Source organism: Pseudomonas sp. J380, assembly GCF_009827115.1.
Taxonomy (GTDB): domain Bacteria; phylum Pseudomonadota; class Gammaproteobacteria; order Pseudomonadales; family Pseudomonadaceae; genus Aquipseudomonas; species Aquipseudomonas paracarnis.
Window position 1 is genome coordinate 2,639,344 of sequence record NZ_CP043060.1, and the last position, 24,659, is coordinate 2,664,002.

22 protein-coding genes are annotated in these 24,659 nt (G+C 59.9%); 15 read left to right on the forward strand and 7 right to left on the reverse strand.

Going from position 1 to position 24,659, the window contains the following annotated elements; all coding sequences use genetic code 11:
• Positions 1-40: 40 nt before the first annotated feature.
• Positions 41-643 carry a peroxiredoxin gene (locus tag FXO12_RS11960; RefSeq protein ID WP_003172097.1) on the reverse strand — a complete coding sequence of 201 codons (603 nt, stop codon included), beginning with the start codon at positions 641-643 and terminating at the stop codon, positions 41-43.
• Between the two features lie 243 nt (positions 644-886).
• On the opposite strand from FXO12_RS11960, the gene FXO12_RS11965 reads away from it, so the two are divergent.
• Complete coding sequence (locus tag FXO12_RS11965) at positions 887-1,105, forward strand: bacterioferritin-associated ferredoxin (RefSeq protein WP_017526354.1); 219 nt, start codon at positions 887-889, stop codon at positions 1,103-1,105.
• Positions 1,106-1,305: 200 nt separating this feature from the next.
• On the forward strand, positions 1,306-1,776 hold the full coding sequence (gene bfr / locus FXO12_RS11970) for a bacterioferritin (protein WP_054898039.1): 471 nt from the start codon (positions 1,306-1,308) through the stop codon (positions 1,774-1,776).
• A 68-nt stretch (positions 1,777-1,844) separates the two neighbouring features.
• Here bfr and grxD read toward each other — a convergent pair whose 3' ends face one another.
• Both grxD and FXO12_RS11980 read right to left on the reverse strand, forming a co-directional pair.
• Positions 1,845-2,183, reverse strand: a complete 339-nt coding sequence (gene grxD / locus FXO12_RS11975) for a Grx4 family monothiol glutaredoxin (RefSeq protein ID WP_054898038.1) — start codon at positions 2,181-2,183, stop codon at positions 1,845-1,847.
• A gap of 77 nt (positions 2,184-2,260) precedes the next feature.
• Positions 2,261-4,369 carry a molybdopterin oxidoreductase family protein gene (locus tag FXO12_RS11980; protein ID WP_057976054.1) on the reverse strand — a complete coding sequence of 703 codons (2,109 nt, stop codon included), beginning with the start codon at positions 4,367-4,369 and terminating at the stop codon, positions 2,261-2,263.
• 433 nt (positions 4,370-4,802) lie between these two features.
• On the opposite strand from FXO12_RS11980, the gene argF reads away from it, so the two are divergent.
• Both argF and FXO12_RS11990 read left to right on the forward strand, forming a co-directional pair.
• Entirely contained in the window at positions 4,803-5,723 is a 921-nt protein-coding gene (gene argF / locus FXO12_RS11985; protein WP_034126463.1) for an ornithine carbamoyltransferase, read from the forward strand.
• Positions 5,720-6,829 carry an ABC transporter ATP-binding protein gene (locus FXO12_RS11990; RefSeq protein WP_034126462.1) on the forward strand — a complete coding sequence of 370 codons (1,110 nt, stop codon included), beginning with the start codon at positions 5,720-5,722 and terminating at the stop codon, positions 6,827-6,829. The genes argF and FXO12_RS11990 overlap by 4 nt, the downstream gene beginning before the upstream one ends.
• Before the next feature lie 134 nt (positions 6,830-6,963).
• Here FXO12_RS11990 and ybaK read toward each other — a convergent pair whose 3' ends face one another.
• A complete protein-coding gene (gene ybaK / locus FXO12_RS11995; RefSeq protein ID WP_054897716.1) occupies positions 6,964-7,434 on the reverse strand; it encodes a Cys-tRNA(Pro) deacylase in 471 nt (156 codons plus the stop codon).
• Positions 7,435-7,759: 325 nt separating this feature from the next.
• Here ybaK and FXO12_RS12000 point away from each other — a divergent pair, with 325 nt between their 5' ends.
• From FXO12_RS12000 to FXO12_RS12050, 11 genes are all read left to right on the forward strand, one after another.
• The gene (locus FXO12_RS12000) at positions 7,760-8,617 is read left to right on the forward strand and encodes an MIP/aquaporin family protein (protein WP_160049679.1); all 858 of its coding nucleotides are present in this window, start codon (positions 7,760-7,762) and stop codon (positions 8,615-8,617) included.
• Between the two features lie 76 nt (positions 8,618-8,693).
• Positions 8,694-10,199 carry a glycerol kinase GlpK gene (gene glpK, locus FXO12_RS12005; protein ID WP_032893327.1) on the forward strand — a complete coding sequence of 502 codons (1,506 nt, stop codon included), beginning with the start codon at positions 8,694-8,696 and terminating at the stop codon, positions 10,197-10,199.
• A 93-nt stretch (positions 10,200-10,292) separates the two neighbouring features.
• A complete protein-coding gene (locus FXO12_RS12010; RefSeq protein ID WP_003188962.1) occupies positions 10,293-11,048 on the forward strand; it encodes a DeoR/GlpR family transcriptional regulator in 756 nt (251 codons plus the stop codon).
• Positions 11,049-11,307: 259 nt separating this feature from the next.
• Positions 11,308-12,846 (forward strand): glycerol-3-phosphate dehydrogenase, encoded by a 1,539-nt coding sequence (gene glpD / locus FXO12_RS12015; protein ID WP_057976056.1) that lies wholly within the window; start codon positions 11,308-11,310, stop codon positions 12,844-12,846.
• Positions 12,847-13,208: 362 nt separating this feature from the next.
• The gene (locus FXO12_RS12020; protein WP_003188957.1) at positions 13,209-14,135 is read left to right on the forward strand and encodes a glutamate/aspartate ABC transporter substrate-binding protein; all 927 of its coding nucleotides are present in this window, start codon (positions 13,209-13,211) and stop codon (positions 14,133-14,135) included.
• A 194-nt stretch (positions 14,136-14,329) separates the two neighbouring features.
• Positions 14,330-15,076, forward strand: a complete 747-nt coding sequence (locus FXO12_RS12025) for an amino acid ABC transporter permease (RefSeq protein ID WP_014717132.1) — start codon at positions 14,330-14,332, stop codon at positions 15,074-15,076.
• On the forward strand, positions 15,076-15,747 hold the full coding sequence (locus FXO12_RS12030; RefSeq protein ID WP_003188954.1) for an amino acid ABC transporter permease: 672 nt from the start codon (positions 15,076-15,078) through the stop codon (positions 15,745-15,747). Before FXO12_RS12025 ends, FXO12_RS12030 begins: the two co-directional genes overlap by 1 nt.
• Entirely contained in the window at positions 15,744-16,478 is a 735-nt protein-coding gene (locus FXO12_RS12035) for an amino acid ABC transporter ATP-binding protein (RefSeq protein WP_003188952.1), read from the forward strand. Before FXO12_RS12030 ends, FXO12_RS12035 begins: the two co-directional genes overlap by 4 nt.
• 172 nt (positions 16,479-16,650) lie before the next feature.
• Positions 16,651-18,552 carry a sensor histidine kinase gene (locus FXO12_RS12040; protein WP_057976058.1) on the forward strand — a complete coding sequence of 634 codons (1,902 nt, stop codon included), beginning with the start codon at positions 16,651-16,653 and terminating at the stop codon, positions 18,550-18,552.
• Between the two features lie 53 nt (positions 18,553-18,605).
• A complete protein-coding gene (locus tag FXO12_RS12045; RefSeq protein ID WP_229999210.1) occupies positions 18,606-19,886 on the forward strand; it encodes a sigma-54 dependent transcriptional regulator in 1,281 nt (426 codons plus the stop codon).
• The gene (locus FXO12_RS12050) at positions 19,886-20,224 is read left to right on the forward strand and encodes a GlpM family protein (RefSeq protein WP_014717129.1); all 339 of its coding nucleotides are present in this window, start codon (positions 19,886-19,888) and stop codon (positions 20,222-20,224) included. The genes FXO12_RS12045 and FXO12_RS12050 overlap by 1 nt, the downstream gene beginning before the upstream one ends.
• Before the next feature lie 139 nt (positions 20,225-20,363).
• Here the strand turns inward: FXO12_RS12050 and FXO12_RS12055 are convergent, their stop codons facing one another.
• From FXO12_RS12055 to FXO12_RS12065, 3 genes are read right to left on the reverse strand one after another with little or no spacing between them, the layout of a single operon-like run.
• The gene (locus tag FXO12_RS12055; protein WP_034126458.1) at positions 20,364-21,761 is read right to left on the reverse strand and encodes a sigma-54 dependent transcriptional regulator; all 1,398 of its coding nucleotides are present in this window, start codon (positions 21,759-21,761) and stop codon (positions 20,364-20,366) included.
• Entirely contained in the window at positions 21,751-23,529 is a 1,779-nt protein-coding gene (locus tag FXO12_RS12060) for a HAMP domain-containing sensor histidine kinase (RefSeq protein ID WP_057976061.1), read from the reverse strand. The genes FXO12_RS12055 and FXO12_RS12060 overlap by 11 nt, the downstream gene beginning before the upstream one ends.
• Positions 23,529-24,653 carry a GNAT family N-acetyltransferase gene (locus tag FXO12_RS12065; protein WP_057976063.1) on the reverse strand — a complete coding sequence of 375 codons (1,125 nt, stop codon included), beginning with the start codon at positions 24,651-24,653 and terminating at the stop codon, positions 23,529-23,531. Before FXO12_RS12065 ends, FXO12_RS12060 begins: the two co-directional genes overlap by 1 nt.
• Between the last annotated feature and the right edge of the window lie 6 nt (positions 24,654-24,659).

Here is a 24,659-nt window from a genome sequence, read left to right on the forward strand (position 1 = left end):
CGGCCTTTTCAGGCCGGTTTTTTTGTACCGTGACGTTGGCTTACAGCTTGCCAGCGTTCTCGGTCAGGTAAGCCGCAACGCCTTCTGGCGAAGCGTTCATGCCTTTGTCGCCTTTTTTCCAGTTGGCAGGGCAGACTTCGCCGTGCTCTTCGTGGAATTGCAGCGCGTCGACCAGGCGGATCAGCTCTTCCATGTTACGGCCCAGCGGCAGGTCGTTGATGATCTGCGAGCGCACAACGCCCTTGTCGTCGATCAGGAACGCGCCACGGAACGCCACGCCGCCTTCGGACTCAACGTCGTAGGCCTTGGCGATGTCGTGCTTCATGTCGGCAGCCATGGTGTATTTGACTTTGCCGATGCCGCCGTCGTTGATGGCGGTGTTGCGCCAGGCGTTGTGGGTGAAATGGGAGTCGATGGAAACCGCGACCACTTCAACATTGCGCGCTTTGAAATCGTCCATGCGGTGGTCCAGGGCGATCAGCTCTGAAGGGCAGACGAAGGTGAAGTCCAGCGGGTAGAAGAACACCAGGCCGTATTTGCCTTTGATGGCTTCAGACAGCTTGAAGCTGTCTACGATTTCGCCATTGCCGAGGACGGCTGGTACGTCGAAATCCGGGGCTTGTTTACCGACGAGTACGCTCATTGGATATCTCCTGATATAGGGGTGACGATTGAAGTAAAAGGACCGGTCGAGTCTGCCTGTGGAAACAGACAGAAATATGACGCAATCACGCTTCGTGAAGACCGACCATCATACACCGAAAAAACCGTTCGTCAGCGCACGGGCAATTCCCCCCGGATTGCTGCTGAAACTATTTTGACAATCATTCTCGTTAACATTAAGATCCATCGCACTTAAGCCATAAACCCGCGACGGTTCTCACTTATGTATGTCTGCCTCTGCACTGGCGTCACCGACGGACAAATCCGCGAAGCAATCTATGAAGGTTGCTGCAGCTACAAAGAAGTGCGTGAAACCACCGGCGTTGCCAGCCAGTGCGGCAAATGTGCTTGCCTGGCCAAGCAAGTGGTACGGGAAACCCTGACGCAGCTGCAAACAGCCCAGGCCGCACTCCCCTACTCGACAGAATTTACACACGCCTGATAGGCATGTTTTAAAGAGCCGGACCTTGTGTCCGGTTTTTTTATGCCTGTAATTCAATTAGTTAGCGCCAAGACGCGGAACACAAACATTCTTATTCCGATTAATTTTCATTTATTATTCAATAACTTAGGTTTGACACTAGGATTTTCACCGCTCAGACTCCGCCCTATACACAGCTATTACAGGGCAGGACCCCAGTCATGAAAGGCGACATCTCAGTCATCCAGCAACTCAACAAAATCCTTGCCAATGAACTGGTCGCGATCAATCAGTACTTCCTGCATGCGCGCATGTACGATGACTGGGGCCTGGAAAAGCTCGGCAAGCGTGAATACAAAGAATCGATCAAGGCCATGAAGGACGCCGACGCGCTGATCAAGCGCATCCTGTTCCTGGAAGGCCTGCCGAACGTGCAGGACCTGGGCAAGCTGAACATCGGCGAGCACACCCAGGAAATGATCAGCAGCGACCTGGGCTTTGAGCGCAAGAGCCACAGCGACCTGAAGGCTGGTATCGCTCACTGCGAAACCAAGGGCGATTTCGGCAGCCGTGAACTGTTGGAAGATATCCTGGAAGATCAGGAAGAGCATATCGACTGGCTTGAAACCCAGTTGGGCCTGATCGACAAGGTCAGCCTGGAGAATTACCTGCAATCGCAGATGGGTGAATAACCCGTAGCGTTCAGGCACAAAAAAGCCCCGCTCTCACCAGAGAAGCGGGGCTTTTTATTGCTCGCCAATTAGGCGTCAGTCTTGACTGCTGCTTTTTGCGCTGCGTCTTTGATCAGCGCTTGCAGCGAGCCATCAGCTGCCATTTCAGTGATGATGTCGCTACCGCCAACCAGCTCACCGGCTACCCACAACTGCGGGAAAGTCGGCCAGTTGGCGTACTTTGGCAGGTTGGCGCGGATTTCAGGGTTTTGCAGGATATCCACGTAAGCGAACTTCTCGCCACATGCCATCACAGCCTGGGACGCTTTTGCGGAGAAACCGCACTGAGGCGCGTTAGGTGCGCCCTTCATGTAAAGCAGAATGGTGTTGTTGGCAATCTGCTCTTTGATCGTTTCGATGATATCCATGGAACACCTCTGCAGGAACTTTGCGACTCACGGGTCGGCACGGTGGCGCATTGTAACGCAAAAATCCAGCAGGATGCTCAGGCCGCCGCCACCTTCACCGGTACGCCGTTGAGCGCCGCATTACCCGACAACTCGTCCAATTGCCGCTCGTCGGTCAAGTCATTGGCACTCGCCCCCGGCTGGCTGCTCGCGATGCTCATCTGCACGCCCGGACGACCGTGGCCCCAGCCGTGAGGCAGGCTGACCACACCCGGCATCATGTCCGTGCTGGCCGCTACTTCCACCTCGACCATACCGATACGCGAACTCACCCGCACCCGCTGGCCATCGCTCAACTGACGGCTAGCCAGATCATCGGGGTGCATCAGTAGTTGATGGCGTGGCTTACCCTTCACCAGTCGGTGATAGTTATGCATCCAGGAATTATTGCTGCGCACATGCCGCCTGCCAATCAATAGCAGTTCGTCGGCCACCGGCACCGGCTGCGCGGCGAAACGCGCCAGGTCTGCCAGGATCACGGCCGGTGCCGCTTGCACCTTGCCATCCGCGGTTTTCAAACGTGCCACGAGGTTGGGCTTGAGCGGCCCCAGGTCGACGCCATGGGGATGATCCGCCAACATCGCCACCGACAGTTTATGACTGGATGCGTCACCATAGGCACCCGCACGCAGCCCGAAGTCGATCATCTGTGCCGGTGGCAGGGTGGGCTTGAGCACCGCGCCAGTGTGCGCCGCAAACGCCTTGGCCAGGCCGACAAAGATCTCCCAGTCATGCAACGCACCCTCAGGCTTGGGCAGGATGGCGCGATTGAAGCGTGTGACATTGCGTACCGCGAACAAATTGAAGCTAGTGTCGTAGTGATCGTTTTCCAGCGCCGAGGTGGAGGGCAAGATCAGGTCGGCATAACGCGTGGTCTCGTTGATATACAGGTCGATGCTGACCATGAACTCCAACCCGTCCAGGGCTTGTTCCAATTGGCGGCCGTTAGGCGTGGACAGTACCGGGTTGCCGGCCACCGTCACCAGGGCGCGGATCTGCCCTTCACCCTCGGTCAGCATTTCTTCGGCCAGGGCTGACACCGGCAGTTCTCCGCCGTACTCCGGCCGCCCGGACACGCGGCTCTGCCAGCGGTTGAAATGGCCGCCGCTGGTGGAGGCCACCAGGTCCACCGCGGGGCTGGTGCAGAGCGCGCCGCCGACACGGTCCAGGTTGCCGGTCACCAGGTTGATCAGTTGCACCAGCCAATGGCACAGCGTGCCAAACGCCTGGGTCGAGACCCCCATGCGGCCATAACAGACGGCCTTGTCAGCGCCGGCGAAGTCCCTGGCCAACTGGCGAATCTGCTCGGCAGGCACCGCACACTGGCGGCTCATGGCCTCGGCATCGAAGCCGGCAATCGCCTTGCGTACATCATCCAGGCCTTGCACCGGCAAATGGCTTTCGCGTGTCAGCGCTTCGGAGAACAAAGTGTTGAGCACCCCAAACAACAATGCCGCATCGCCGCCGGGGCGTACGAACACATGCTGGTCCGCGATGGCTGCCGTCTCGCTGCGCCGAGGGTCGACCACCACCACTTTTCCGCCCCGCGCCTGGATGGCCTTGAGGCGTTTCTCCACATCGGGCACGGTCATGATGCTGCCATTGGAAGCCAGCGGGTTGCCGCCGAGAATCAACATGAAGTCGGTCTGGTCGATATCGGGTATGGGCAACAACAGGCCGTGGCCGTACATCAGGTGACTGGTGAGGTGATGAGGCAGTTGGTCTACCGAGGTCGCGGAAAAACGATTGCGCGTCTTCAACAGCCCTAGAAAGTAGTTGCTGTGGGTCATCAACCCATAGTTATGCACGCTTGGGTTGCCCTGATACACCGCCACCGCGTTCTGCCCATGCCGCGCCCGGATACCCGCAAGCCGCTCGGCCACCAGGGCAAAGGCTTCATCCCAGCCAATCGGCTGCCATTCGCTGCCCACCCGCCGCATGGGTTGGTGCAGGCGGTCCGGGTCATTCTGGATGTCCTGCAGGGCCACCGCCTTGGGGCAGATGTGGCCGCGACTGAAACTGTCCAGAGGGTCGCCCTTGATCGAGGTGATCGCCAGGCTACCGTCTTCGGCTTGGGTGGTTTCCAGGGTGAGGCCGCAGATGGCTTCGCACAGCTGGCAGGCACGGTGGTGGAGAGTCTTGGTCATGGCCAGTCTCTTTTATAGGGGCTTTGACTCAACTATGGGCCGCGACCACTTGGCGCGCCAGCAACCTTCGCGTTGTGAATCAACGGGCATAGGCCTGGGCATGGCTAAGCATGAGCAAATGTTTCAGAAACCTTGTCAGCAGGCGCTGAAACCGACGCGACCTGGCCCAAGCCCGCCCCCGCGCATTGCAAAAGGCCTGGACGCCAGTGTACAAATGGTTCGCTGCTGTCAGGAATTCGTCTTCAAACGCGCGCCAGCGCCCTGCTTGAACACCCCTAAAGCCGTAGCCCTATTGGTAAAACGCGACATTTAATGTCAATATCGCGTCTTCCCCTATTTCGTCGCCCCGTGCGGCTTTCGCCGCAGGTCTCGCCCGTTGTCGCAATAAACAAGGCTTTGAGTATCTGCGGTCTGTTGCAAAAGGTAGTTAATGATGAGCGCAAGGCACTTTCTCTCCCTGATGGATTGCACGCCCGAAGAGCTGGTCAGCGTGATCCGTCGAGGCATTGAGCTTAAAGACCTGCGTAACCGCGGTGTACTGTTTGAGCCGTTGAAAAACCGGGTACTCGGGATGATTTTCGAAAAGTCCTCGACACGCACACGCCTGTCGTTCGAAGCCGGCATGATCCAGCTGGGTGGCCAGGCCATCTTCCTGTCACCGCGCGACACCCAATTGGGCCGTGGTGAGCCGATCAGCGATTGCGCCATCGTGATGTCGCGCATGCTCGATGCCGTGATGATCCGTACCTTCGCCCACAGCACCTTGACCGAATTTGCCGCCAACTCCCGTGTGCCCGTGATCAACGGCCTGTCCGATGACCTGCACCCCTGCCAGTTGCTGGCCGACATGCAAACCTTCCTCGAGCACCGTGGCTCGATCCAAGGCAAGACCGTGGCCTGGATCGGCGATGGCAACAACATGTGCAACAGCTATATAGAAGCGGCGATCCAGTTCGACTTCCACCTGCGCATCGCCTGCCCTGAAGGCTACGAGCCCAGCGCCGAGTTCATGGCCAAGGCCGATGGCCGTGTGCAACTGCTGCGCGATCCGAAAGACGCAGTGGTCGGCGCGCACCTGGTCAGCACCGACGTCTGGACCTCCATGGGCCAGGAAGACGAAACCGCCAAGCGCCTGGCCCAGTTCGCGCCGTTCCAGGTGACCCGTGCGTTGCTCGACCTGGCCGCGCCAGACGTGCTGTTCATGCACTGCCTGCCCGCCCACCGGGGCGAAGAAATCAGCCAGGACCTGCTCGACGATTCGCGCTCAGTCGCGTGGGATCAGGCCGAGAACCGCCTGCATGCGCAAAAAGCCTTGCTCGAATTCCTCGTACCACCGTCGTACCACCACGCATGAGCCAGTCATTACTGCTGAACCTGCGCAATCTGGCATGCGGCTATCAAGACCAGCGCGTCGTGCAGAACCTCAACCTGCACCTCAACGCCGGCGATATCGGTTGCCTGCTCGGCTCTTCAGGGTGTGGCAAGACCACTACCCTGCGCGCGATTGCTGGCTTTGAGCCGGTGCATGAAGGCGAAATCAGCCTGGCGGGCGAAGTCATCTCCCGTGCCGGTTTCACCCTCGCCCCGGAAAAACGTCGTATCGGCATGGTGTTCCAGGACTACGCGTTGTTCCCGCACCTGAGCGTGGCTGACAACATCGCCTTTGGCATTCGCAAGCACCCGCAAAAAGAGCGCGTAGTTGCCGAGTTGCTGGAACTGGTCAACTTGAAGAACCTGGGCAAGCGCTTCCCCCATGAGCTTTCCGGTGGTCAGCAACAACGCGTCGCTCTCGCCCGGGCCCTGGCGCCGGAGCCGCAACTGCTGTTGCTGGATGAACCCTTTTCCAACCTCGATGGCGAACTGCGCCGCAAGCTCAGCCATGAAGTACGCGACATCCTCAAGGCTCGCGGCACCAGCGCGATCCTGGTAACCCATGATCAGGAAGAGGCCTTCGCCGTCAGCGATCACGTCGGGGTCTTCAAGGAAGGCCGCCTTGAGCAGTGGGACACGCCCTACAACCTCTATCACGAACCGCAGACGCCTTACGTCGCCAGTTTCATCGGCCAAGGGTATTTCATCCGTGGTCGGCTGAACTCGCCCGAATCGGTCAGCACTGAACTGGGCGACCTGCGCGGCAACCGTGCCTACACCTTGCCGACCGGCGCTGCGGTGGACGTGCTGCTGCGCCCGGACGATATCGTGTATGCGCCGGACAGCGCGTTGAAAGCCCGGATCGTCGGCAAGACCTTCCTCGGCGCCTCAACGCTGTACCGGTTACAGCTGCCGACCGGCGCTCAGCTGGAGTCGATTTTCCCCAGCCATGCCGATCACCAAGTGGGCGCGGAGGTGGGGATTCGTGTGGCGGCTGAGCATTTGGTGGTGTTCCAGGCATCCGGCAGCACAGCGGCGCAAATTCCTGCTGTTGAGTCAGGCGTGCGCCGCCACAGCGTCGCTCACTGATAAAACCGGGTCGGGATGTAGGAGCTGGCTTGCCTGCGATGCAGACAACTCGGGTTATCTGTTACACCGCGTTGATGCTATCGCAGGCAAGCCAGCTCCCACATTTGATCCTCATAGACTTCAAAGAATGAATATCAGGCCCGCCCGATCGGTGCGAATTTGGCCTGGGTGTGTTCAGCCAACACCGCCGCTGGCAATTCAACTTCCAATCCTCTTCTGCCCGCGCTGACAAAAATCGTTGCAAAGGGTTGCGCCGTTTCATCGATAAACGTGCGCAGCCGCTTCTTCTGACCCAGCGGGCTGATGCCGCCCAACAGATAACCCGTGGAACGCTGCGCCGCTGCCGGGTCAGCCATTTCGACTTTCTTCACACCCGCAGCATGAGCCAGGGCTTTCAAGTCCAGACTTCCGACGACCGGCACAACCGCCACCAACAATTCACCCTTCTCACTGCTCGCCAGCAGCGTCTTGAACACCTGGGCCGGGTCCAGGCTCAATTTTTCCGCGGCCTCCAGCCCATACGAGGCTGCCTTGGGATCATGTTCATAACTATGCACATGATGTTCGGCGCGAACTTTTTTCAACAGGTCCAATGCAGGGGTCATAACGGCTCCGGGCGGGCAAACTGATGGCCAATTCTAGGCCAAGCCTACCTAAAACGCTCTAGCACAGACCTATCACCGCAAAAGCAACGCGCCTTGGCCATGATCATTCACCACACCAATAGTTCGGAAATGACCAATGGTTCACTTTCGACCTTTGACAGCGGTCATTCTTGTCTATATTTTTTCGTTTCCGAATACCGTAGGAATAATCCTCTGGTACTCCGCAGTAAGCCGCGATCCAGGATGGGGATCCTTCTCGTGGTGAATATCGCGCAACTGCCCGTTGAGGCCGTGCGCAAGACAAGAACAACAATTGAGGTTTTCCATGACAACTGCTCTTCAACAGCCTTCACTTTCGAGCCAATGCATGGCCGAATTCCTGGGCACCGCGCTGCTGATCTTCTTCGGTACAGGATGCGTCGCCGCGCTCAAGGTCGCGGGTGCGAGCTTTGGCTTATGGGAAATCAGTATCATCTGGGGGGTCGGCGTGAGCATGGCGATCTACCTGAGTGCCGGTATTTCCGGGGCTCACCTCAACCCGGCGGTCAGTATCGCCCTGTGCATCTTTGCCGATTTTGAAAAGCGCAAACTGCCCTTCTATATTCTTGCCCAGGTCGCCGGCGCCTTTTGCTCCGCCGCCCTGGTGTACACGCTCTACAGCAATCTGTTTTTCGATTACGAACAAACTCACCACATGGTCCGCGGCTCCCAAGCCAGCCTGGAATTGGCGTCGGTGTTCTCCACCTATCCCCATGCGCTGCTGAGCACGGCCCAGGCATTCCTGGTGGAGATGGTCATCACCGCCATCCTGATGGGCGTGATCATGGCTCTGACCGATGATAACAACGGCCTGCCACGCGGCCCCCTGGCCCCCCTGCTGATCGGTTTGCTGATCGCCGTAATCGGCAGCGCCATGGGCCCGTTGACTGGCTTTGCGATGAACCCGGCACGGGATTTCGGTCCCAAGCTGATGACCTTTTTCGCCGGTTGGGGTGAAATGGCCTTTACTGGCGGTCGCGATATTCCTTATTTCCTGGTGCCGATTTTCGCTCCGATTGTCGGCGCATGCCTGGGCGCTGCGGCCTATCGCGGGCTGATTGCTCGCCACCTGCCGAGCGCCGCACCGGCTATCGCTGAAGAAAGACCTGACACGGCTGTCAACGGCAAGACTCGTATTTCCTGAAAGCGCCAGCCTGGTCCCCTGCCCTTCGCGGCCCAGGCTGATTTCTGACTTCCTTATTTCGTCCAAGGCAATTGACATGACCGACCTTCAGAATAAGAACTACATCATTGCCCTTGATCAGGGCACCACCAGTTCCCGGGCGATCATCTTCGATCGTGACGCCAACGTGGTGTGTACCGCCCAGCGTGAATTCGTCCAGCACTACCCGCAGGCTGGCTGGGTTGAACATGACCCGATGGAAATCTTCGCCACCCAGAGCGCGGTGATGGTCGAAGCGCTGGCGCAGGCCGGCCTGCACCATGACCAGGTGGCCGCCATCGGTATCACCAACCAGCGTGAAACCACGGTGGTCTGGGACAAGATCACCGGCCGCCCGATCTATAACGCTATTGTCTGGCAGTGCCGCCGCAGTACCGAGATCTGCCAGCAGCTCAAGCGCGACGGCCATGAGCAATACATCAGCGACACCACGGGCCTTGTGACCGACCCGTACTTCTCCGGCACCAAGCTCAAGTGGATCCTCGACAACGTCGAAGGCAGTCGCGAACGTGCGCGCAATGGCGAACTGCTGTTCGGCACCGTCGACAGCTGGCTGATCTGGAAATTTACCGGCGGCAAGACCCATGTCACCGACTACACCAACGCGTCGCGCACCATGCTCTTCAACATCCACACCCTGGAGTGGGATGCGAAGATGCTGGAGATTCTCGACATCCCACGGGAAATGCTCCCTGAAGTGAAGTCGTCGTCGGAAATCTATGGCCGTACCAAGAGCGGCATCGCTATCGGTGGCATTGCCGGCGACCAGCAAGCGGCCCTGTTTGGCCAGATGTGCGTGGAAGCGGGCCAGGCCAAGAACACCTACGGCACCGGCTGCTTCCTGCTGATGAACACCGGCGACAAAGCGGTGAAATCCAAGCACGGCATGCTCACCACCATCGCCTGCGGCCCACGCGGTGAGGTGGCCTACGCCCTGGAAGGCGCGGTCTTCAACGGCGGCTCCACCGTGCAATGGCTGCGTGACGAGCTGAAGATCATCAACGATGCCCACGACACCGAATACTTTGCCGGCAAGGTCAAGGACAGCAACGGCGTGTACCTGGTACCCGCTTTCACCGGTCTCGGCGCGCCCTACTGGGACCCGTATGCCCGTGGCGCACTGTTCGGCCTGACCCGTGGCGTACGCGTAGACCACATTATTCGCGCAGCCCTGGAGTCGATTGCCTACCAGACCCGCGACGTCCTCGACGCCATGCAACAGGACTCGGGCGAACGCCTCAAGGCCCTGCGCGTGGACGGCGGCGCGGTTGCCAACAACTTCCTGATGCAATTCCAGGCCGACATCCTCGGCACCCAGGTAGAACGCCCGCAAATGCGCGAGACCACCGCCCTCGGCGCGGCCTACCTGGCGGGCCTGGCGTGTGGCTTCTGGGGCAGCCTGGACGAGTTGCGCGGCAAGGCGGTAATCGAGCGCGAGTTCGAGCCACAGCTGGATGAGGCGGCCAAAGAGAAACTCTACGCCGGCTGGCAAAAAGCTGTGAGCCGCACCCGTGACTGGGAGCCGCACGAAGGCGCCGAATAAGCCAAGTGTTGGCTTACGGCAGGTGTAACTGGCAGGGAGCGGATTCCTGCGTCATCATGGGCCACTTTTGTATGGCAGCCCAAAGGACGCCCCATGAATCTGCCTCCCCGCCAACAACAAATCCTCGAACTGGTCCGCGAACGCGGGTACGTCAGTATCGAGGAAATGGCGCAGCTATTCGTTGTCACCCCGCAAACCATCCGCCGCGATATCAACCAGCTGGCGGACGCCAACCTGTTGCGCCGCTACCACGGCGGCGCAGCCTATGACTCCAGTGTCGAGAACACCGCGTACGCCATGCGTGCCGACCAGATGCGCGACGAGAAGCAACGCATCGGTGAAGCCATCGCCGCGCAGATTCCCGATCATGCCTCGCTGTTCATCAACATCGGCACCACCACCGAATCCATCGCCCGTGCGCTGCTCAATCACAGCCACCTGAAAATCATCACCAACAACCTCAACGTCGCCACCATGCTCAGTGCCAAGGACGACTTCGATGTGTTGCTCACCGGCGGCAATGTGCGCCGTGACGGTGGTGTGGTGGGCCAGGCCAGTGTCGACTTCATCAACCAGTTCAAGGTCGACTTTGCCCTGGTGGGCATCAGCGGGATCGACGAGGACGGCAGCCTGCTGGACTTCGATTACCAGGAGGTGCGGGTTTCCCAGGCAATCATCGCCAATGCGCGGCAGGTGATCCTGGCGGCGGACTCCAGCAAATTCGGGCGCAATGCCATGATTCGCCTGGGGCCGATCAGCCTGGTGGACTGTCTGGTGACTGACCAGCAGCCGGTGCCGGCCTTGGTGCAAGTGCTGAATGAGCACAAGGTGCGGCTGGAAGTCGTTTAACGCCGGTTCAGGCGTCATCGCGTGCAAGCCCGACTCCCACAATTTGAAATGCGATCAAATGTGGGAGCCGGGCTTGCCCGCGATGACGCCCTGAACAAGACCGATACATTCACCTTTGTTCATAATTCTTCCTTTCTCCGCCCTTCGATGAGTTTTTTCAATCGAAGTCGGGTGGCTGTGCCCGCAATTATCAGCTACCATTTTCGAAAATGAACATTAATGTTCGAATTCCAAGACGAAAAGATCGCGAGGCCAGCCGATGAACCCTTCCACCTTGCCTGCTCCACCGCTTGCCGAAGTCTATGACGTTGCCGTAATTGGTGGCGGGATCAATGGCGTCGGGATTGCAGCAGACGCAGCCGGTCGCGGTTTGTCGGTATTCCTTTGCGAAAAGGATGACTTGGCCAGCCACACCTCATCGGCCAGCAGCAAGCTGATCCACGGTGGACTGCGTTACCTGGAGCATTACGAATTCCGTCTGGTGCGTGAAGCATTGGCCGAACGCGAAGTACTGCTGGCCAAGGCACCGCACATCGTCAAGCAAATGCGCTTCGTACTGCCGCACCGCCCGCACCTGCGCCCGGCCTGGATGATTCGTGCTGGTCTGTTCCTTTATGACCACTTGGGCAAGCGCGAAAAGCTCGCGGGTTCCAAAAGCCTCAAGTTCGGTGCCGACAGCCCGCTGAAAAGCGAAATCACCAAAGGCTTTGAATACTCCGACTGCTGGGTCGACGACGCCCGCCTGGTGGTACTCAACGCCATGGCTGCCCGCGAGAAAGGCGCGCACATCCACACCCAGACCCGTTGCGTCAGCGCCAAGCGCAGCAACGGCATGTGGGAAATGAACATGGAACGTGCCGACGGCAGCCTGTTCTCGATCCGCGCCCGCGCCCTGGTGAATGCCGCCGGCCCATGGGTGGCCAAATTCATCCGGGACGACCTGAAGCTGGATTCACCGTACGGCATTCGTCTGATCCAGGGCAGCCACCTGATCGTGCCGAGACTGTACGAGGGTGCTCACGCGCATATTCTGCAAAACGAAGACCAACGCATCGTCTTCACCATTCCGTACCTGAACCACCTGACCATTATCGGCACCACCGACCGCGAATACACCGGCGACCCGGCTGCAGTGGCGATCACCGAAGGTGAAACCGACTACATGCTTAAAGTGGTCAACGCGCACTTCAAGAAACAGCTGAGCCGCGACGATATCGTCCACACCTACTCCGGCGTGCGCCCACTGTGCAATGACGAGTCGGACAACCCGTCGGCTATTACGCGTGACTACACCCTGTCGCTATCCGGCGGCACCGGCGAAGCGCCGATCCTGTCGGTGTTCGGTGGCAAGCTGACCACCTATCGCAAACTGGCTGAGTCGGCCATGGCCCAACTGGCGCCGTACTTCACCCAGATGCGCCCAAGCTGGACTGCCACAGCCAGCCTGCCCGGTGGCGAACACATGACTACCCCAGAAGCCCTGGCCGATGCCATCCGCGCCAAGTTCGACTGGGTACCGAGCGAGATCGCCCGTCGCTGGTCCACCACCTACGGCAGCCGCACTTGGCGCTTGCTGGAAGGCGTGCAATCGCTCGCCGATCTGGGTGACCACTTGGGTGGCGGCCTCTATATCCGCGAAGTCGACTACCTGTGCGCCGAAGAGTGGGTAACACAACCGCAGGACGTGCTGTGGCGCCGTACCAAGCTTGGCCTGTTCACCACGCCGCAAGAGCAGGAAAACCTGCAGCGCTACTTGTCCAAGGTCGAGCAGAACCGCAGCAAGATCGAAGCCGCCTGACCGCCCCAGTGTAGGAGCGAGCGTGCTCGCGAAAAACCCGAGAGCGCCGCGTTTATTCAGCATAAACGCGGCGTTTTTGCGTTTTTCGCGAGCACGCTCGCTCCTACGGACTATTCGGTTTTCCGAACGCGCACCTCTGCCCTATTCGGTTTGCCGGACTACCGACCGAAAATACTGCCAAAACAAAAAGTTAATTTCCATATAAATCATGAAGTTATCCTTTTGTTTTCGGTATGGCACGACTCATGCTCTACACTCTTCAACGATTGCCTGAGGCGCCTTAGGAGCCGTCACGGGCAGTCGCTTTACAAGAGAGCCGTTCAGCTGGCTTCATAAAAAAAACAAATGTCGAGGAAGTATTGATGCGCATCGTTCCCCATATCCTGGGCGCAGCTATCGCTGCTGCTCTGATCAGCACTCCAGTTTTTGCCGCCGAACTCACCGGCACACTGAAGAAAATCAACGACTCCGGCACCATCACTCTCGCTCACCGCGACAGCTCCATTCCGTTTTCCTACATCGCGGATGGCTCGGGCAAACCCGTGGGCTACTCCCACGACATCCAGTTGGCCGTTGTCGAGCAACTGAAAAAAGACCTGAACAAACCCGACCTCAAAGCCAAGTACAACCTGGTGACCTCGCAAACCCGTATCCCGTTGATCCAGAACGGCACCGCGGATCTGGAGTGCGGCTCCACCACCAACAACACCGAACGCGCCCAGCAAGTTGATTTCACCGTCAACATCTTCGAAATCGGCACCCGCCTGCTGGTCAAGAAAGACAAGGAAGGCAAGCCGTCCTACGCTGACTTTGCCGACCTGAAAGGCAAAAACGTCGTGACCACCGCCGGTACCACGTCCGAGCGCATCATCAAGGCGATGAACGCCGACAAGCAGATGGGCATGAACGTTATCTCCGCCAAAGACCACGGCGAATCCTTCCAGATGCTCGAAAGCGGCCGCGCCGTTGCATTCATGATGGACGACGCCCTGCTGGCCGGTGAAGAAGCCAAGGCCAAGAAGCCGGACGACTGGGTCATTACCGGTACTCCGCAGTCCTTTGAAGCCTACGCTTGCATGGTTCGCAAAGGCGACCCGGACTTCAAGAAAGCCGTGGATGACGCCATTGTCGCCCTGTACAAGTCCGGCGAGATCAACAAGATCTACGCCAAATGGTTCGAAAGCCCGATCCCACCGAAAGGCCTGAACCTTAACTTCCCGATGAGCGACAAGGTCAAGGAGCTGATCGCTAACCCTAGCGACAAACCAGCGCCAGAAGTAAAAATCTGATACCTGACTAAGCTTATGTCCTGAGGGAGCCAACCCTCCCTCAGGCGTCTGTAATTACCTGCTGGTTTTAACTTGGAACACTCGACCTGGCGGTTTTCGAGCCGATCGTGTGTGCCTGGCGTTCAACGTCAGGCGGGAACGGATCTTCCCCAAGCGGGTGCTTGTACATCGATCGATCTCGAGGGGAGACCCTAATGAATTACAACTGGGACTGGGGCGTGTTCTTCAAGTCCACCGGCGTGGGCAGCGAGACTTATCTCGACTGGTACCTCTCCGGGCTGGGCTGGACCATCGCCATCGCTGTCGTGGCATGGATTATCGCCTTGCTGCTGGGCTCCATTCTGGGGGTCATGCGCACTGTGCCAAACCGCCTCGTATCGGGCATCGCGACCTGCTACGTGGAACTGTTTCGTAACGTGCCGCTGCTGGTTCAGCTGTTCATCTGGTACTTCCTGGTACCGGACATGCTGCCGCAGAACCTGCAGGACTGGTACAAACAAGACCTGAACCCGACCACCTCGGCCTACCTGAGCGTCGTGGTGTGCCTGGGCCTGTTCACCGCCGCCCGTGTGTGCGAGCAAGTGCGTACCGGTATCCAGGCGCTGCCACGCGGCCAGGAATCCGCGGCGCGCGCCATGGGCTTCAAGCTGCCGCAGATCTACTGGAACGTGCTGCTGCCCCAGGCTTACCGCATCATCATTCCGCCGCTTACCTCGGAATTCCTCAACGTGTTCAAGAACTCCTCCGTGGCGTCCTTGATCGGCTTGATGGAACTGCTGGCGCAAACCAAACAGACCGCCGAGTTCTCGGCCAACCTGTTTGAAGCCTTCACCCTGGCCACGCTGATCTACTTCACCCTGAACATGAGCCTGATGCTGCTGATGCGCGTGGTCGAGAAGAAAGTCGCAGTGCCCGGCCTGATCTCCGTGGGGGGCAAATAATGGACTTCGATTTCAGCGGCATCATCCCCGCCATTCCAGGCCTGTGGAACGGCATGGTCATGACCTTGAAGCTGATGGTCATGGGCGTGGTCGGCGGCATCATCATCGGGACCATCCTGGCCCTGATGCGCTTGTCGTCCAACAAACTGCTGTCCCGCGTGGCCGGCGCCTACGTGAACTATTTCCGCTCGATCCCCTTGCTGCTGGTGATCACCTGGTTCTACCTGGCGGTGCCGTTCGTGCTGCGCTGGATCACCGGCGAAGACACCCCTATCGGCGCGTTCACCTCCTGCGTCGTGGCGTTCATGATGTTCGAGGCCGCGTACTTCTGCGAAATCGTACGAGCCGGTGTGCAGTCGATTCCCAAGGGCCAGATGGCGGCGGCACAAGCCATGGGCATGACCTACGGCCAGACCATGCGCCTGATCATCCTGCCCCAGGCGTTCCGCAAGATGACGCCGTTGCTGCTGCAACAGTCGATCATCCTGTTCCAGGACACCTCCCTGGTCTACACCGTGGGCCTGGTGGACTTCCTCAACTCCGCCCGCTCCAACGGCGACATCATCGGCCGCTCCAATGAGTTCCTGATCTTCGCCGGTGTCGTCTACTTCATCATCAGCTTTTCCGCCTCGCTGCTGGTCAAGCGTCTGCAAAAAAGGTTTGCCGTATGATCTCTATCAAGAACATCAACAAGTGGTATGGCGACTTCCAGGTGCTGACCGATTGCAGCACCGAGGTTAAAAAAGGCGAAGTGATCGTGGTGTGCGGGCCGTCCGGCTCGGGCAAATCCACCCTGATCAAGTGCGTGAACGCGCTGGAACCGTTCCAGAAAGGCGACATCGTCGTCGACGGCACCTCCATCGCCGACCCGAAGACCAACCTGCCAAAACTGCGTTCACGCGTAGGCATGGTGTTCCAGCACTTCGAGCTGTTTCCGCACCTGACCATCACCGAAAACCTGACCATCGCGCAGATCAAGGTGCTGGGCCGCAGCAAGGAAGAGGCCACCAAGAAGGGCCTGCAACTGCTCGACCGCGTGGGCTTGTCGGCACACGCCCACAAGCACCCAGGCCAGCTCTCCGGCGGCCAGCAACAACGTGTGGCGATTGCCCGCGCCCTGGCCATGGACCCGATCGTCATGCTGTTCGACGAACCGACCTCGGCGCTGGACCCGGAAATGGTCAACGAAGTGCTCGACGTGATGGTGCAACTGGCCCACGAAGGCATGACCATGATGTGCGTGACCCACGAAATGGGCTTTGCGCGCAAAGTGGCCGACCGCGTGATCTTCATGGACGCCGGCAAGATCATCGAAGACTGCCCGAAAGAAGAGTTCTTCGGCGACATCAGCGCCCGCTCCGAGCGTGCGCAGCACTTCCTCGAGAAAATCCTGCAGCACTAAAAGCAACACCGTTCGTCCTGTAGGAGCCGGGCTTGTGTGGGAGCTGGCTTGCCTGCGATGGCATCGCCTCGGTGCAACTGTTACACCGAGGCGCCTGCATCGCGGGCAAGCCCGGCTCCCACACAAGCCCGCTCTTACACTGGCGAGAAGTAGCTGACCCAAGGCATCTGTGATGAAATGCGACCCCAATCAATATCGCGCCGCGCCGCCATCACTTGCCGTGAAGCCTCGTCTGATACGCCAACTGTTCCTGCCGCCGTTGATCATCGCCCTGATGGTCGGCCTGGGTTATATCGGCTTCTGGGTCAGTGACTACTACGGAATCCGCACCCTCAGCGACAATGGCGAACGCCAGTTGGAGCTGCACGCCCGCACCGTCGAAAGCGAACTGAGCAAGTACACCTACCTGCCCAGCCTGCTGGAGCTGGAGTCCAGTGTTTCCCAACTGCTCGCCGATCCGAACCAGGAAACCCGCAAGACGGTCAACGACTACCTCGAAGGCCTGAACCGCCGCAGTCGCAGCCGCGCCATCTATGTAATGGACACCACCGGCCGTGTGCTGGCCACCAGTAACTGGCGCGATGCCGACAGTTACCAAGGTGAGGACCTGTCCTTTCGCGCCTATTTCCAGAACGCTGTACGCGGCCAGCCCGGTCGTTTCTACGGCATCGGCAGCACCAACGGCGAACCCGGCTATTACTTGGCCCACGGCCTGGAAGAGCACGGCAAGATCATCGGCGTCGCCGTGGTCAAGGTGCGCCTCGAAGCCCTTGAAGAGCGCTGGCAACGTGCGCGCCTCGAAGCTTTCGTGAGCGATGAGAACGGCATCATTATTCTTTCCAGCGACCCGGCGCGTCGCCTCAAGGCTGTACGCCCGCTGAGCGATGACACCAAGGACCGCCTGGCCCACAGCCTGCAATATTACTGGGCGACGCTCAATGAACTGCAACCCCTGGCCCGTGAGCGCCTGAACGAAGGCACCGAGAAACTGACCTTCCCGGCCAACACCGAAGTGGTCAACGACCAGCACGCCGTCAGCTACCTGGCGCAGACCCGCCCGCTCAACGACACGCCGTGGAATTTCACCCTGCTCACCCCCCTCAACGACCTGCGCCGCGCCGCGATCAACCAGGGCATCCTGGTGGCCGTCGCCTTTGGCCTGGTCGCCTTCCTGCTAATCGCCTGGAACGAACGGCGCAAGGTCATCGCCACCCGCCTCGCCGCACGGGAAGCCTTGCAGGAAGCCAACAGCCAGCTTGAGCGTCGGATTGCCGAACGCACCGCCGACCTGCGCGCCAGCAACGAACGGCTCAAGGGCCAGATTCGCGAACGACGCCAGGCCGAAGAAACCCTGCGCCACGCCCAGGACGAACTGGTGCAGGCCGGCAAACTCGCGGCCATCGGCCAGATGTCCACCAGCATAGCCCATGAACTGAATCAGCCGCTGGCGGCGCTGCGCACGCTGTCGGGCAACACCGTACGCTTCCTTGAGCGCGGCGCCCTGGACACTGCCAGCACCAACCTCAAGACCATCAACGAACTGATCGACCGCATGGGCCGCATCACCGCCAGCTTGCGTTCCTTTGCCCGGCGCGGTGACGACCAGGGCGAAGCCAGCCTCGGCAAGGCCGTGGACGCCGCGTTCCAGGTGCTCGGCGCGCGCCTGGACAGCCTGCCGTTGACCGTGCACCGTGACTTTGCCAACGCCCAATTGCAGATCGACCAGACCCGCCTGGAGCAGATCCTGGTCAACCTGATCGGTAACGCGCTCGATGCGATGCAGGCCCAAGCAGTGCCGCAACTGTGGCTGGAAGGCCAGAGCGGCGATGGCAAATACCGCCTGTTGGTGCGTGACAATGGCCACGGCATCGACCCCGAGACGCGCAAGCATTTGTTCGAACCCTTTTTTACCACCAAGCCCGGCGAACAAGGCCTGGGCCTGGGCCTGACCCTTTCCGCAAGCCTCGCGGCCGCCACCGGCGGTAGCCTTGCCGTGGAACATCCGGCCAATGGTGGTACCGCCTTTGTCCTGAACCTGCCATTGGTGGGCGCTCAACAAGCTGAGTCGACATGAATACACAAGCCCAAGACCTTACCGTCCTGATCGTCGAAGACGACCCCCATGTACTGCTCGGTTGCCAGCAAGCATTGGCGCTCGAAGACATCACTAGCGTCGGCGTGGGCAGCGCCGAAGAAGCGCTCAAGCGCATCGGCGAAAACTTTGCCGGCATCGTCATCAGCGATATCCGCCTGCCGGGCATCGATGGCCTGGAACTGCTGACCCGCCTCAAGGCCCTGGATAAAAGCCTGCCGGTGGTGTTGATCACCGGGCATGGCGATATCTCCATGGCGGTGGGCGCCATGCGTAACGGCGCCTACGACTTCATGGAGAAACCCTTCTCGCCCGAACGCCTGGTGGACGTGGCACGCCGCGCCCTGGAACAACGCGGGCTGGCGCGGGAAGTCTGGTCGCTACGCCGGCAGCTGGCCGAACGCGACTCGCTGGAAGGCCGCATCATCGGCCGCTCGCCGGCCATGCAAAACCTGCGCGAACTGATTGCCAATGTCGCCGATACCTCGGCCAACGTGCTGATCGAAGGCGAGACCGGCACCGGCAAGGAACTGGTCGCGCGCTGCCTGCATGATTTCAGTCGGCGCCATACCCACCAGTTCGTCGCCCTCAACTGCGGTGGCCTGCCGGAAAACCTGTTTGAAAGCGAGATTTTCGGCCACGAGGCCAACGCCTTCACCGGCGCCGGCAAACGTCGCATCGGCAAGATCGAGCATGCCCATCAAGGCACGCTGTTCCTCGATGAAGTAGAGAGCATGCCGATCAACCTGCAGATCAAATTGCTGCGGGTGCTGCAAGAACGTACGTTGGAACGCCTGGGTTCGAACCAGAGCGTGGCGGTGGATTGCCGGGTAATCGCTGCCACCAAGTCCGACCTCGACGAGTTGAGCCGCGCCAGCCAGTTCCGCAGCGACCTGTACTACCGCCTCAACGTCGTCACCCTGGAACTGCCGCCTTTACGCGAGCGGCGCGAAGACATCCTGCAACTGTTCGAACACTTCCTGCAGCAATCGTCGCTACGCTTCGACCGGGCGGTGCCGGAGCTGGACAACCAGACCCTGTCCAGCCTGATGAGCCACGACTGGCCAGGCAATGTGCGTGAGCTGCGCAACGTCGCCGAACGTTTCGCCCTCGGCCTGCCCGCCTTCAAGAAAAGCGGCGCCGGCAGCGGCAACCAAGGGGTTGCCTTTACCGAGGCGGTGGAAGCCTTTGAGCGCAACCTGCTCAACGATGCCCTGCAACGCAGCGGCGGGAACCTGACCCAGGCCAGCCAGGAACTGGGGATGGCCAAGACCACCCTGTTCGACAAGGTCAAGAAATACGGATTGAGTCACTGATGGATCTGTTCCTGAAGGCTGCACTTGGCGCCGCAGTGGTGCTGATCCTGGCGGCGCTGGCCAAGACCAGAAACTATTACATCGCAGGCTTGGTGCCGCTGTTTCCCACTTTTGCGCTGATCGCCCATTACATCGTCGGCAAAGGCCGAACGGTTGCGGACTTGAAGACCACGATCCTGTTCGGGATGTGGTCGATCATTCCGTACTTTGTGTATTTGGCGACGCTGTATGTGATGGTCGATCGGCTGCGGTTGGAGGCATCGCTGGCAGTCGCCGCCGTGGCCTGGTTGATGGCCGCGACGGTGTTGGTCAGCGTGTGGGTACGCCTGCACACCTGACGCAACACGGCAGATCGTTCCCACGCTCCCGCGTGGGAATGCAGCCAAGGACGCTCCGCGTCCACAGGCGTGACGCAGAGCGTCACCAGAGGCACTCCCACGTGGAGCGTGGGAGCGATCATGAGTTACCACACTCAGATCAGCGCACGATCTTGTCGACCTGAATCCCCAGCTTCTTCAGGCGATACCAGAAGCTCCTTTCGGAAATCCCGATCCGCTGCGCCGCCGCGGCCTGCACCCCATTGCTCTCCTGCAGCGCCGCAAGAATATAGGCTTTCTCCACTTCGGCCAGCGCCGCATCCAGATCCCGCGGCACGCCTGGGCCGTCGCTGAGGATCGCGGTCACATCACCCTCGCTCGGTGTGGAAGCAAACAGATACCCCGGCAAATCAATATCCTCGATCACCGATGAAGCCGCCACGATGGTTGCGCGCTCCACGCAGTTTTGCAGCTCGCGGATATTGCCCGGCCAGTGATACGCCGCCATGGCCTGCAACGCCTCGGGGCTGAAACCGGTGATACGTTTGCCAGTGGTGGCGCTCAAAGTGTGAGCGAAGTGGCGCGCCAGGGGCGCGATGTCTTCCACGCGTTCGCGCAACGACGGCAACGGAATCGGAAAGACATTGAGGCGGTAATACAGGTCTTCGCGAAACTCCTTGGCCGCCACCGCATCCAGCAGGTTCTTGTTGGTGGCGGCAATTACTCGTACATCCACCTTGCGCTCGCGGGGGTCGCCTACCGGCTCGATAACCCGCTCCTGCAAGGCGCGCAGAATCTTGGCCTGCAACGCCAAGGGCATATCACCGACTTCATCCAGAAACAGCGTGCCCTTGTCGGCCTGCATGAAGCGCCCTACCCGGTCAGCCACAGCGCCGGTGAACGCGCCTTTGCGATGGCCGAACATCTCGCTTTCCAGCAAGCCTTCAGGGATGGCCGCGCAATTGACCGCCACGAAGGGTTGGTCGGCACGGCTGCCATGCTTGTGGATGGCGCGGGCGACCATTTCCTTGCCAGTGCCGCTTTCGCCGGTCAGCAGGATAGTAGCGTTGCTGTCACGCACCGAATCCACCGCCTGGAGCACTTGGCGAAACGCCGGGCTATCGCCCACCAGGCTGTCGAACTGCGCATGCTCGTCCAGCTCGGCGCGCATGCGCGCGTTGTCGCGCATGATGTCGCGAAATTGCAGGGCCTTGGCCACGGTGATGTCCAGCTCGTCGATGTCGAACGGCTTGGCAATGTAGTCATAGGCACCGTTACGCATCGACTGCACGGCGTTTTTCACCGTGCTGTAGGCCGTCATCACGATTACCGGCAAAGTCGGATAACGCACCTTGATCTCGGCCAGCAACGCCGGCCCGTCCATGCCCGGCATGCGCCAGTCGCTGATGACCAGGTCGATGTCCTCCTCCCCCAGCACCTTGAGCGCATGCAGGCCATTGCCCGCGCTGAACACCTGGATGCCGTTCTGGCTCAAGGCCTGGGTCAGCAGATCACAGAGCTTGGGCTCGTCGTCGACCACCAATACGTTATGCGTCATGCCCGTCCTCATCTTCACCGTCGTCTTCACCGTCAGCCGGAATGTACAGGCTGAAGGTCGCGCCGGCATCTTTCTCACTGGCGCATTCGATGCTGCCGTCGTGACTTTCCATGATCGAATAGACTTTGGCCAGGCCCAGGCCTGTGCCCGAGGCCTTGGTGGTGACGAATGGCGTGAAGATGCGCTCCACCATGTCCGCCGGGATGCCTTCGCCGGTATCGGCGATGCTGATCACAGTGTTGTCGCCCACGCTGCGAATGCCCAGGGTCAGGCGCCCGCCGTCGGGCATCGCGTCGACGGCGTTGAGAATCAGGTTGAGACAGGCCTGTTTGAGCTGCTTGGCATCGGCGTAGATCGTCGCGCCAGGCGCTTGGTCGTCGATCTGCGCGTCAATGCGATGGCTACTCAGCTCCGGGCCGCAGAAACCGAGGATTTCTTCCACCAGGGCGCGTGCCGGTTGCTGCACGCGTATCGGCGGGTTGGGCTTGGCGAAATCGAGGAACTCGGTAATCAGCTCGTTGATGCGGCTGACTTCGCTGATGACATATTCCAGGTGACGCTTGTCGGTTTCCGCCAGGTCAGCGCGCCGATGCAACAGTTGGGTGGCGGTCTTGATGATGCCCAGTGGGTTGCGAATTTCGTGAGCCAGGCCCATGGCGACTTCACCCAGGGCATGCAAGCGGTCACGCCGACGCAGTTGGGCTTCCAGGTGATGCAACTCGCCCAGGCGTTCGGTCATGTGGTTGAAGGTGCTGCTCAATTGCGCCAGTTCGTCACCGCCACTGACCACCACACGGTGCGCATAACTGCCCGAGATCACCGCATCCACGCCTTGGGACAAATCGCGCAGGGGCTTGGTCAGGCGCCGCGACACCAACAACCCGGCCGCCAGCGACAGCGCCGAGCTGACCAGGAAGATCAGCACGAACAAGTTGCTCTGGTTCACCAACCCCACCAGGCTGGTATGGCGTAGCAGGCCGCTGAAGATCACGCCTTGCAACTCGCCGGCATCATTGAAAATCGGCCAATACAAACCGCTGTACTGGTTAGTGAACTGCTCGCTGGGCTGCTTGGTGCTGCGCAGGTAGGCCTCGACATTCTTGGGGATGCGCGAGGGGTGATTGGCGAAGCGCTGGGTGGAAAATATTTCGGAAAAACCGGCAGGGTTGGCCAGGTACAAACGCAGGTCGAGGGAATGCACATCGGCCACGCTGGTGAGAAAACTGCTGTCCAGGTAAGTGGCGACCAGCAACAGGTAATCAACGCCGTCACGGCTGGTTTCGAAGGTGGACACCACAAGGCCCGTGCTCACGCCGGCGACTTGCACGGTTTGCAGCACCGCGTTGCTGGTGAGGTTGATCTGCCTGACGATGTCATCGGCGGCCGTGCTGAACATCACTTTACGGTCGCTGGTGCGGATCAGCGCGACCACGTCGATATCGGTGGCATCGGCAATGTCGGCGGTGAGCCGGTCATGCTTCTCGGCATTTTTGGACGACGGCGGGCTGGTATAGCGCAGGAACAGCTTGGCCATGCGCGCGTTGTCGTGAAGGATGTCGCCGATTTCGTCCTTGACGATCTTGGTCGACTCTTGCAGCCAGATACGCACGTTGCTGTCGAAAATCTGCGACAGCGTGGTGGCTGCCAGCTCAGCCGCGATCATGGTGGGAATCACGCTGACCAGCCAGAACGCCAGCACCAGCTTGCGCTGGACGCTCCAACGCGAGATGGCAAAGGGGCGGGCTTTCTGGCGGGTCTTGGTAATCATCAGGTTTCGCTTATCGCAGCAGCCATGGCAGGGTCGGAACGATCCGGTCGAATAAACAGTTTTACAAGCTTGAGCAGGCCGTTGACCAGCCGGTTACGGTGGCGGAAGAACAGGCTGTTGCCCTCGAACTCGCACCCCAGGCGCAGTTTACTGGCATACCCGGCCTGGCCACACTCGTACACCGGAATACGGTGTTCAATACAATAGTCGACATTGGTCAACCAACTGCGGAAGTACAGGTTGTACTCGCGGCTGAACGCAAGGTCATGGCCAAAGAACTTGTCCACCAGCCGATGCTCATCCAGCAGGATAAGGTTGAACGCCACCAAGCGCTCGTCCACCCAGTACAGAACACAGACCGCCCGCTCGTGCAGGTGTTCGAGCACGCCCGTGAAGTAACCGGCGGGCAGGCGTTCGAACTGCAAGTCTGCGCGCGCGAGCGTGGCTTCATACAGGCGCATGACCTCGGGCAGCACGTCATCGATATTACGCCGCCACTCGACCCGCGGCCCTGGTGCGCGCAGTTTGCGGCGCAGGTCCTTGCGCGTGGATTTGCCCAGCGAACCCAGGTAGGCATCCACCGAGCCATAAGGCAGCGGCAACACCCCCGTGGGCAAGCTGGGCATGCTTTGAAAACCTGCGGCAAGGCAGCTCTGGGTCCAATGCGGGTCGTTGGTGGGCGCATCCTTGACCGCCAGCAAGCCGATACCGAGCGCGTCGGCATCGCTGCGCGCAGCCTCCAGTAACTGCTGCAACAGCAACGGGCGCCGGGATTCGGGCACATGGCTGGCGACACCGGCATCACAGCGTTCAGCCACCGGCGAACCGATGGCGTACAACGCCAATTGCAAAACGCCAGGCCACAGCTGCTCCAGGCGCTCGGTCAAGCGCTTGCCGGCCCCCGACACCGTGGTGTCGAGGCGATAATGGGTGACGAACGCGGCAGCCACGGCCACCAGCGTTTGATTCTCGAAGACCGCGAGGTAACGCCACTGAAAGTCATCGATCGCGGCGTTTTCCACGGCCAGGTAATAGTCCCAATCCTCCAGGGCACCGGGAAAACAGTCGTTCCAGGCATCGCGCTGGATAGCCCGGATGGTCGGGAAGGCTTGGGTGGTTATCACAGTTTT

Bases quoted from the DNA above. Each gene is read 5' to 3' on its own strand.
- FXO12_RS11960 (WP_003172097.1), bottom strand. From the start codon at position 643: ATGAGCGTACTCGTCGGTAAACAAGCCCCGGATTTCGACGTACCAGCC.
- FXO12_RS11965 (WP_017526354.1), top strand. From the start codon at position 887: ATGTATGTCTGCCTCTGCACTGGCGTCACCGACGGACAAATCCGCGAA.
- bfr (WP_054898039.1), top strand. From the start codon at position 1,306: ATGAAAGGCGACATCTCAGTCATCCAGCAACTCAACAAAATCCTTGCC.
- grxD (WP_054898038.1), bottom strand. From the start codon at position 2,183: ATGGATATCATCGAAACGATCAAAGAGCAGATTGCCAACAACACCATT.
- FXO12_RS11980 (WP_057976054.1), bottom strand. From the start codon at position 4,369: ATGACCAAGACTCTCCACCACCGTGCCTGCCAGCTGTGCGAAGCCATC.
- argF (WP_034126463.1), top strand. From the start codon at position 4,803: ATGAGCGCAAGGCACTTTCTCTCCCTGATGGATTGCACGCCCGAAGAG.
- FXO12_RS11990 (WP_034126462.1), top strand. From the start codon at position 5,720: ATGAGCCAGTCATTACTGCTGAACCTGCGCAATCTGGCATGCGGCTAT.
- ybaK (WP_054897716.1), bottom strand. From the start codon at position 7,434: ATGACCCCTGCATTGGACCTGTTGAAAAAAGTTCGCGCCGAACATCAT.
- FXO12_RS12000 (WP_160049679.1), top strand. From the start codon at position 7,760: ATGACAACTGCTCTTCAACAGCCTTCACTTTCGAGCCAATGCATGGCC.
- glpK (WP_032893327.1), top strand. From the start codon at position 8,694: ATGACCGACCTTCAGAATAAGAACTACATCATTGCCCTTGATCAGGGC.
- FXO12_RS12010 (WP_003188962.1), top strand. From the start codon at position 10,293: ATGAATCTGCCTCCCCGCCAACAACAAATCCTCGAACTGGTCCGCGAA.
- glpD (WP_057976056.1), top strand. From the start codon at position 11,308: ATGAACCCTTCCACCTTGCCTGCTCCACCGCTTGCCGAAGTCTATGAC.
- FXO12_RS12020 (WP_003188957.1), top strand. From the start codon at position 13,209: ATGCGCATCGTTCCCCATATCCTGGGCGCAGCTATCGCTGCTGCTCTG.
- FXO12_RS12025 (WP_014717132.1), top strand. From the start codon at position 14,330: ATGAATTACAACTGGGACTGGGGCGTGTTCTTCAAGTCCACCGGCGTG.
- FXO12_RS12030 (WP_003188954.1), top strand. From the start codon at position 15,076: ATGGACTTCGATTTCAGCGGCATCATCCCCGCCATTCCAGGCCTGTGG.
- FXO12_RS12035 (WP_003188952.1), top strand. From the start codon at position 15,744: ATGATCTCTATCAAGAACATCAACAAGTGGTATGGCGACTTCCAGGTG.
- FXO12_RS12040 (WP_057976058.1), top strand. From the start codon at position 16,651: ATGAAATGCGACCCCAATCAATATCGCGCCGCGCCGCCATCACTTGCC.
- FXO12_RS12050 (WP_014717129.1), top strand. From the start codon at position 19,886: ATGGATCTGTTCCTGAAGGCTGCACTTGGCGCCGCAGTGGTGCTGATC.
- FXO12_RS12055 (WP_034126458.1), bottom strand. From the start codon at position 21,761: ATGACGCATAACGTATTGGTGGTCGACGACGAGCCCAAGCTCTGTGAT.
- FXO12_RS12060 (WP_057976061.1), bottom strand. From the start codon at position 23,529: ATGATTACCAAGACCCGCCAGAAAGCCCGCCCCTTTGCCATCTCGCGT.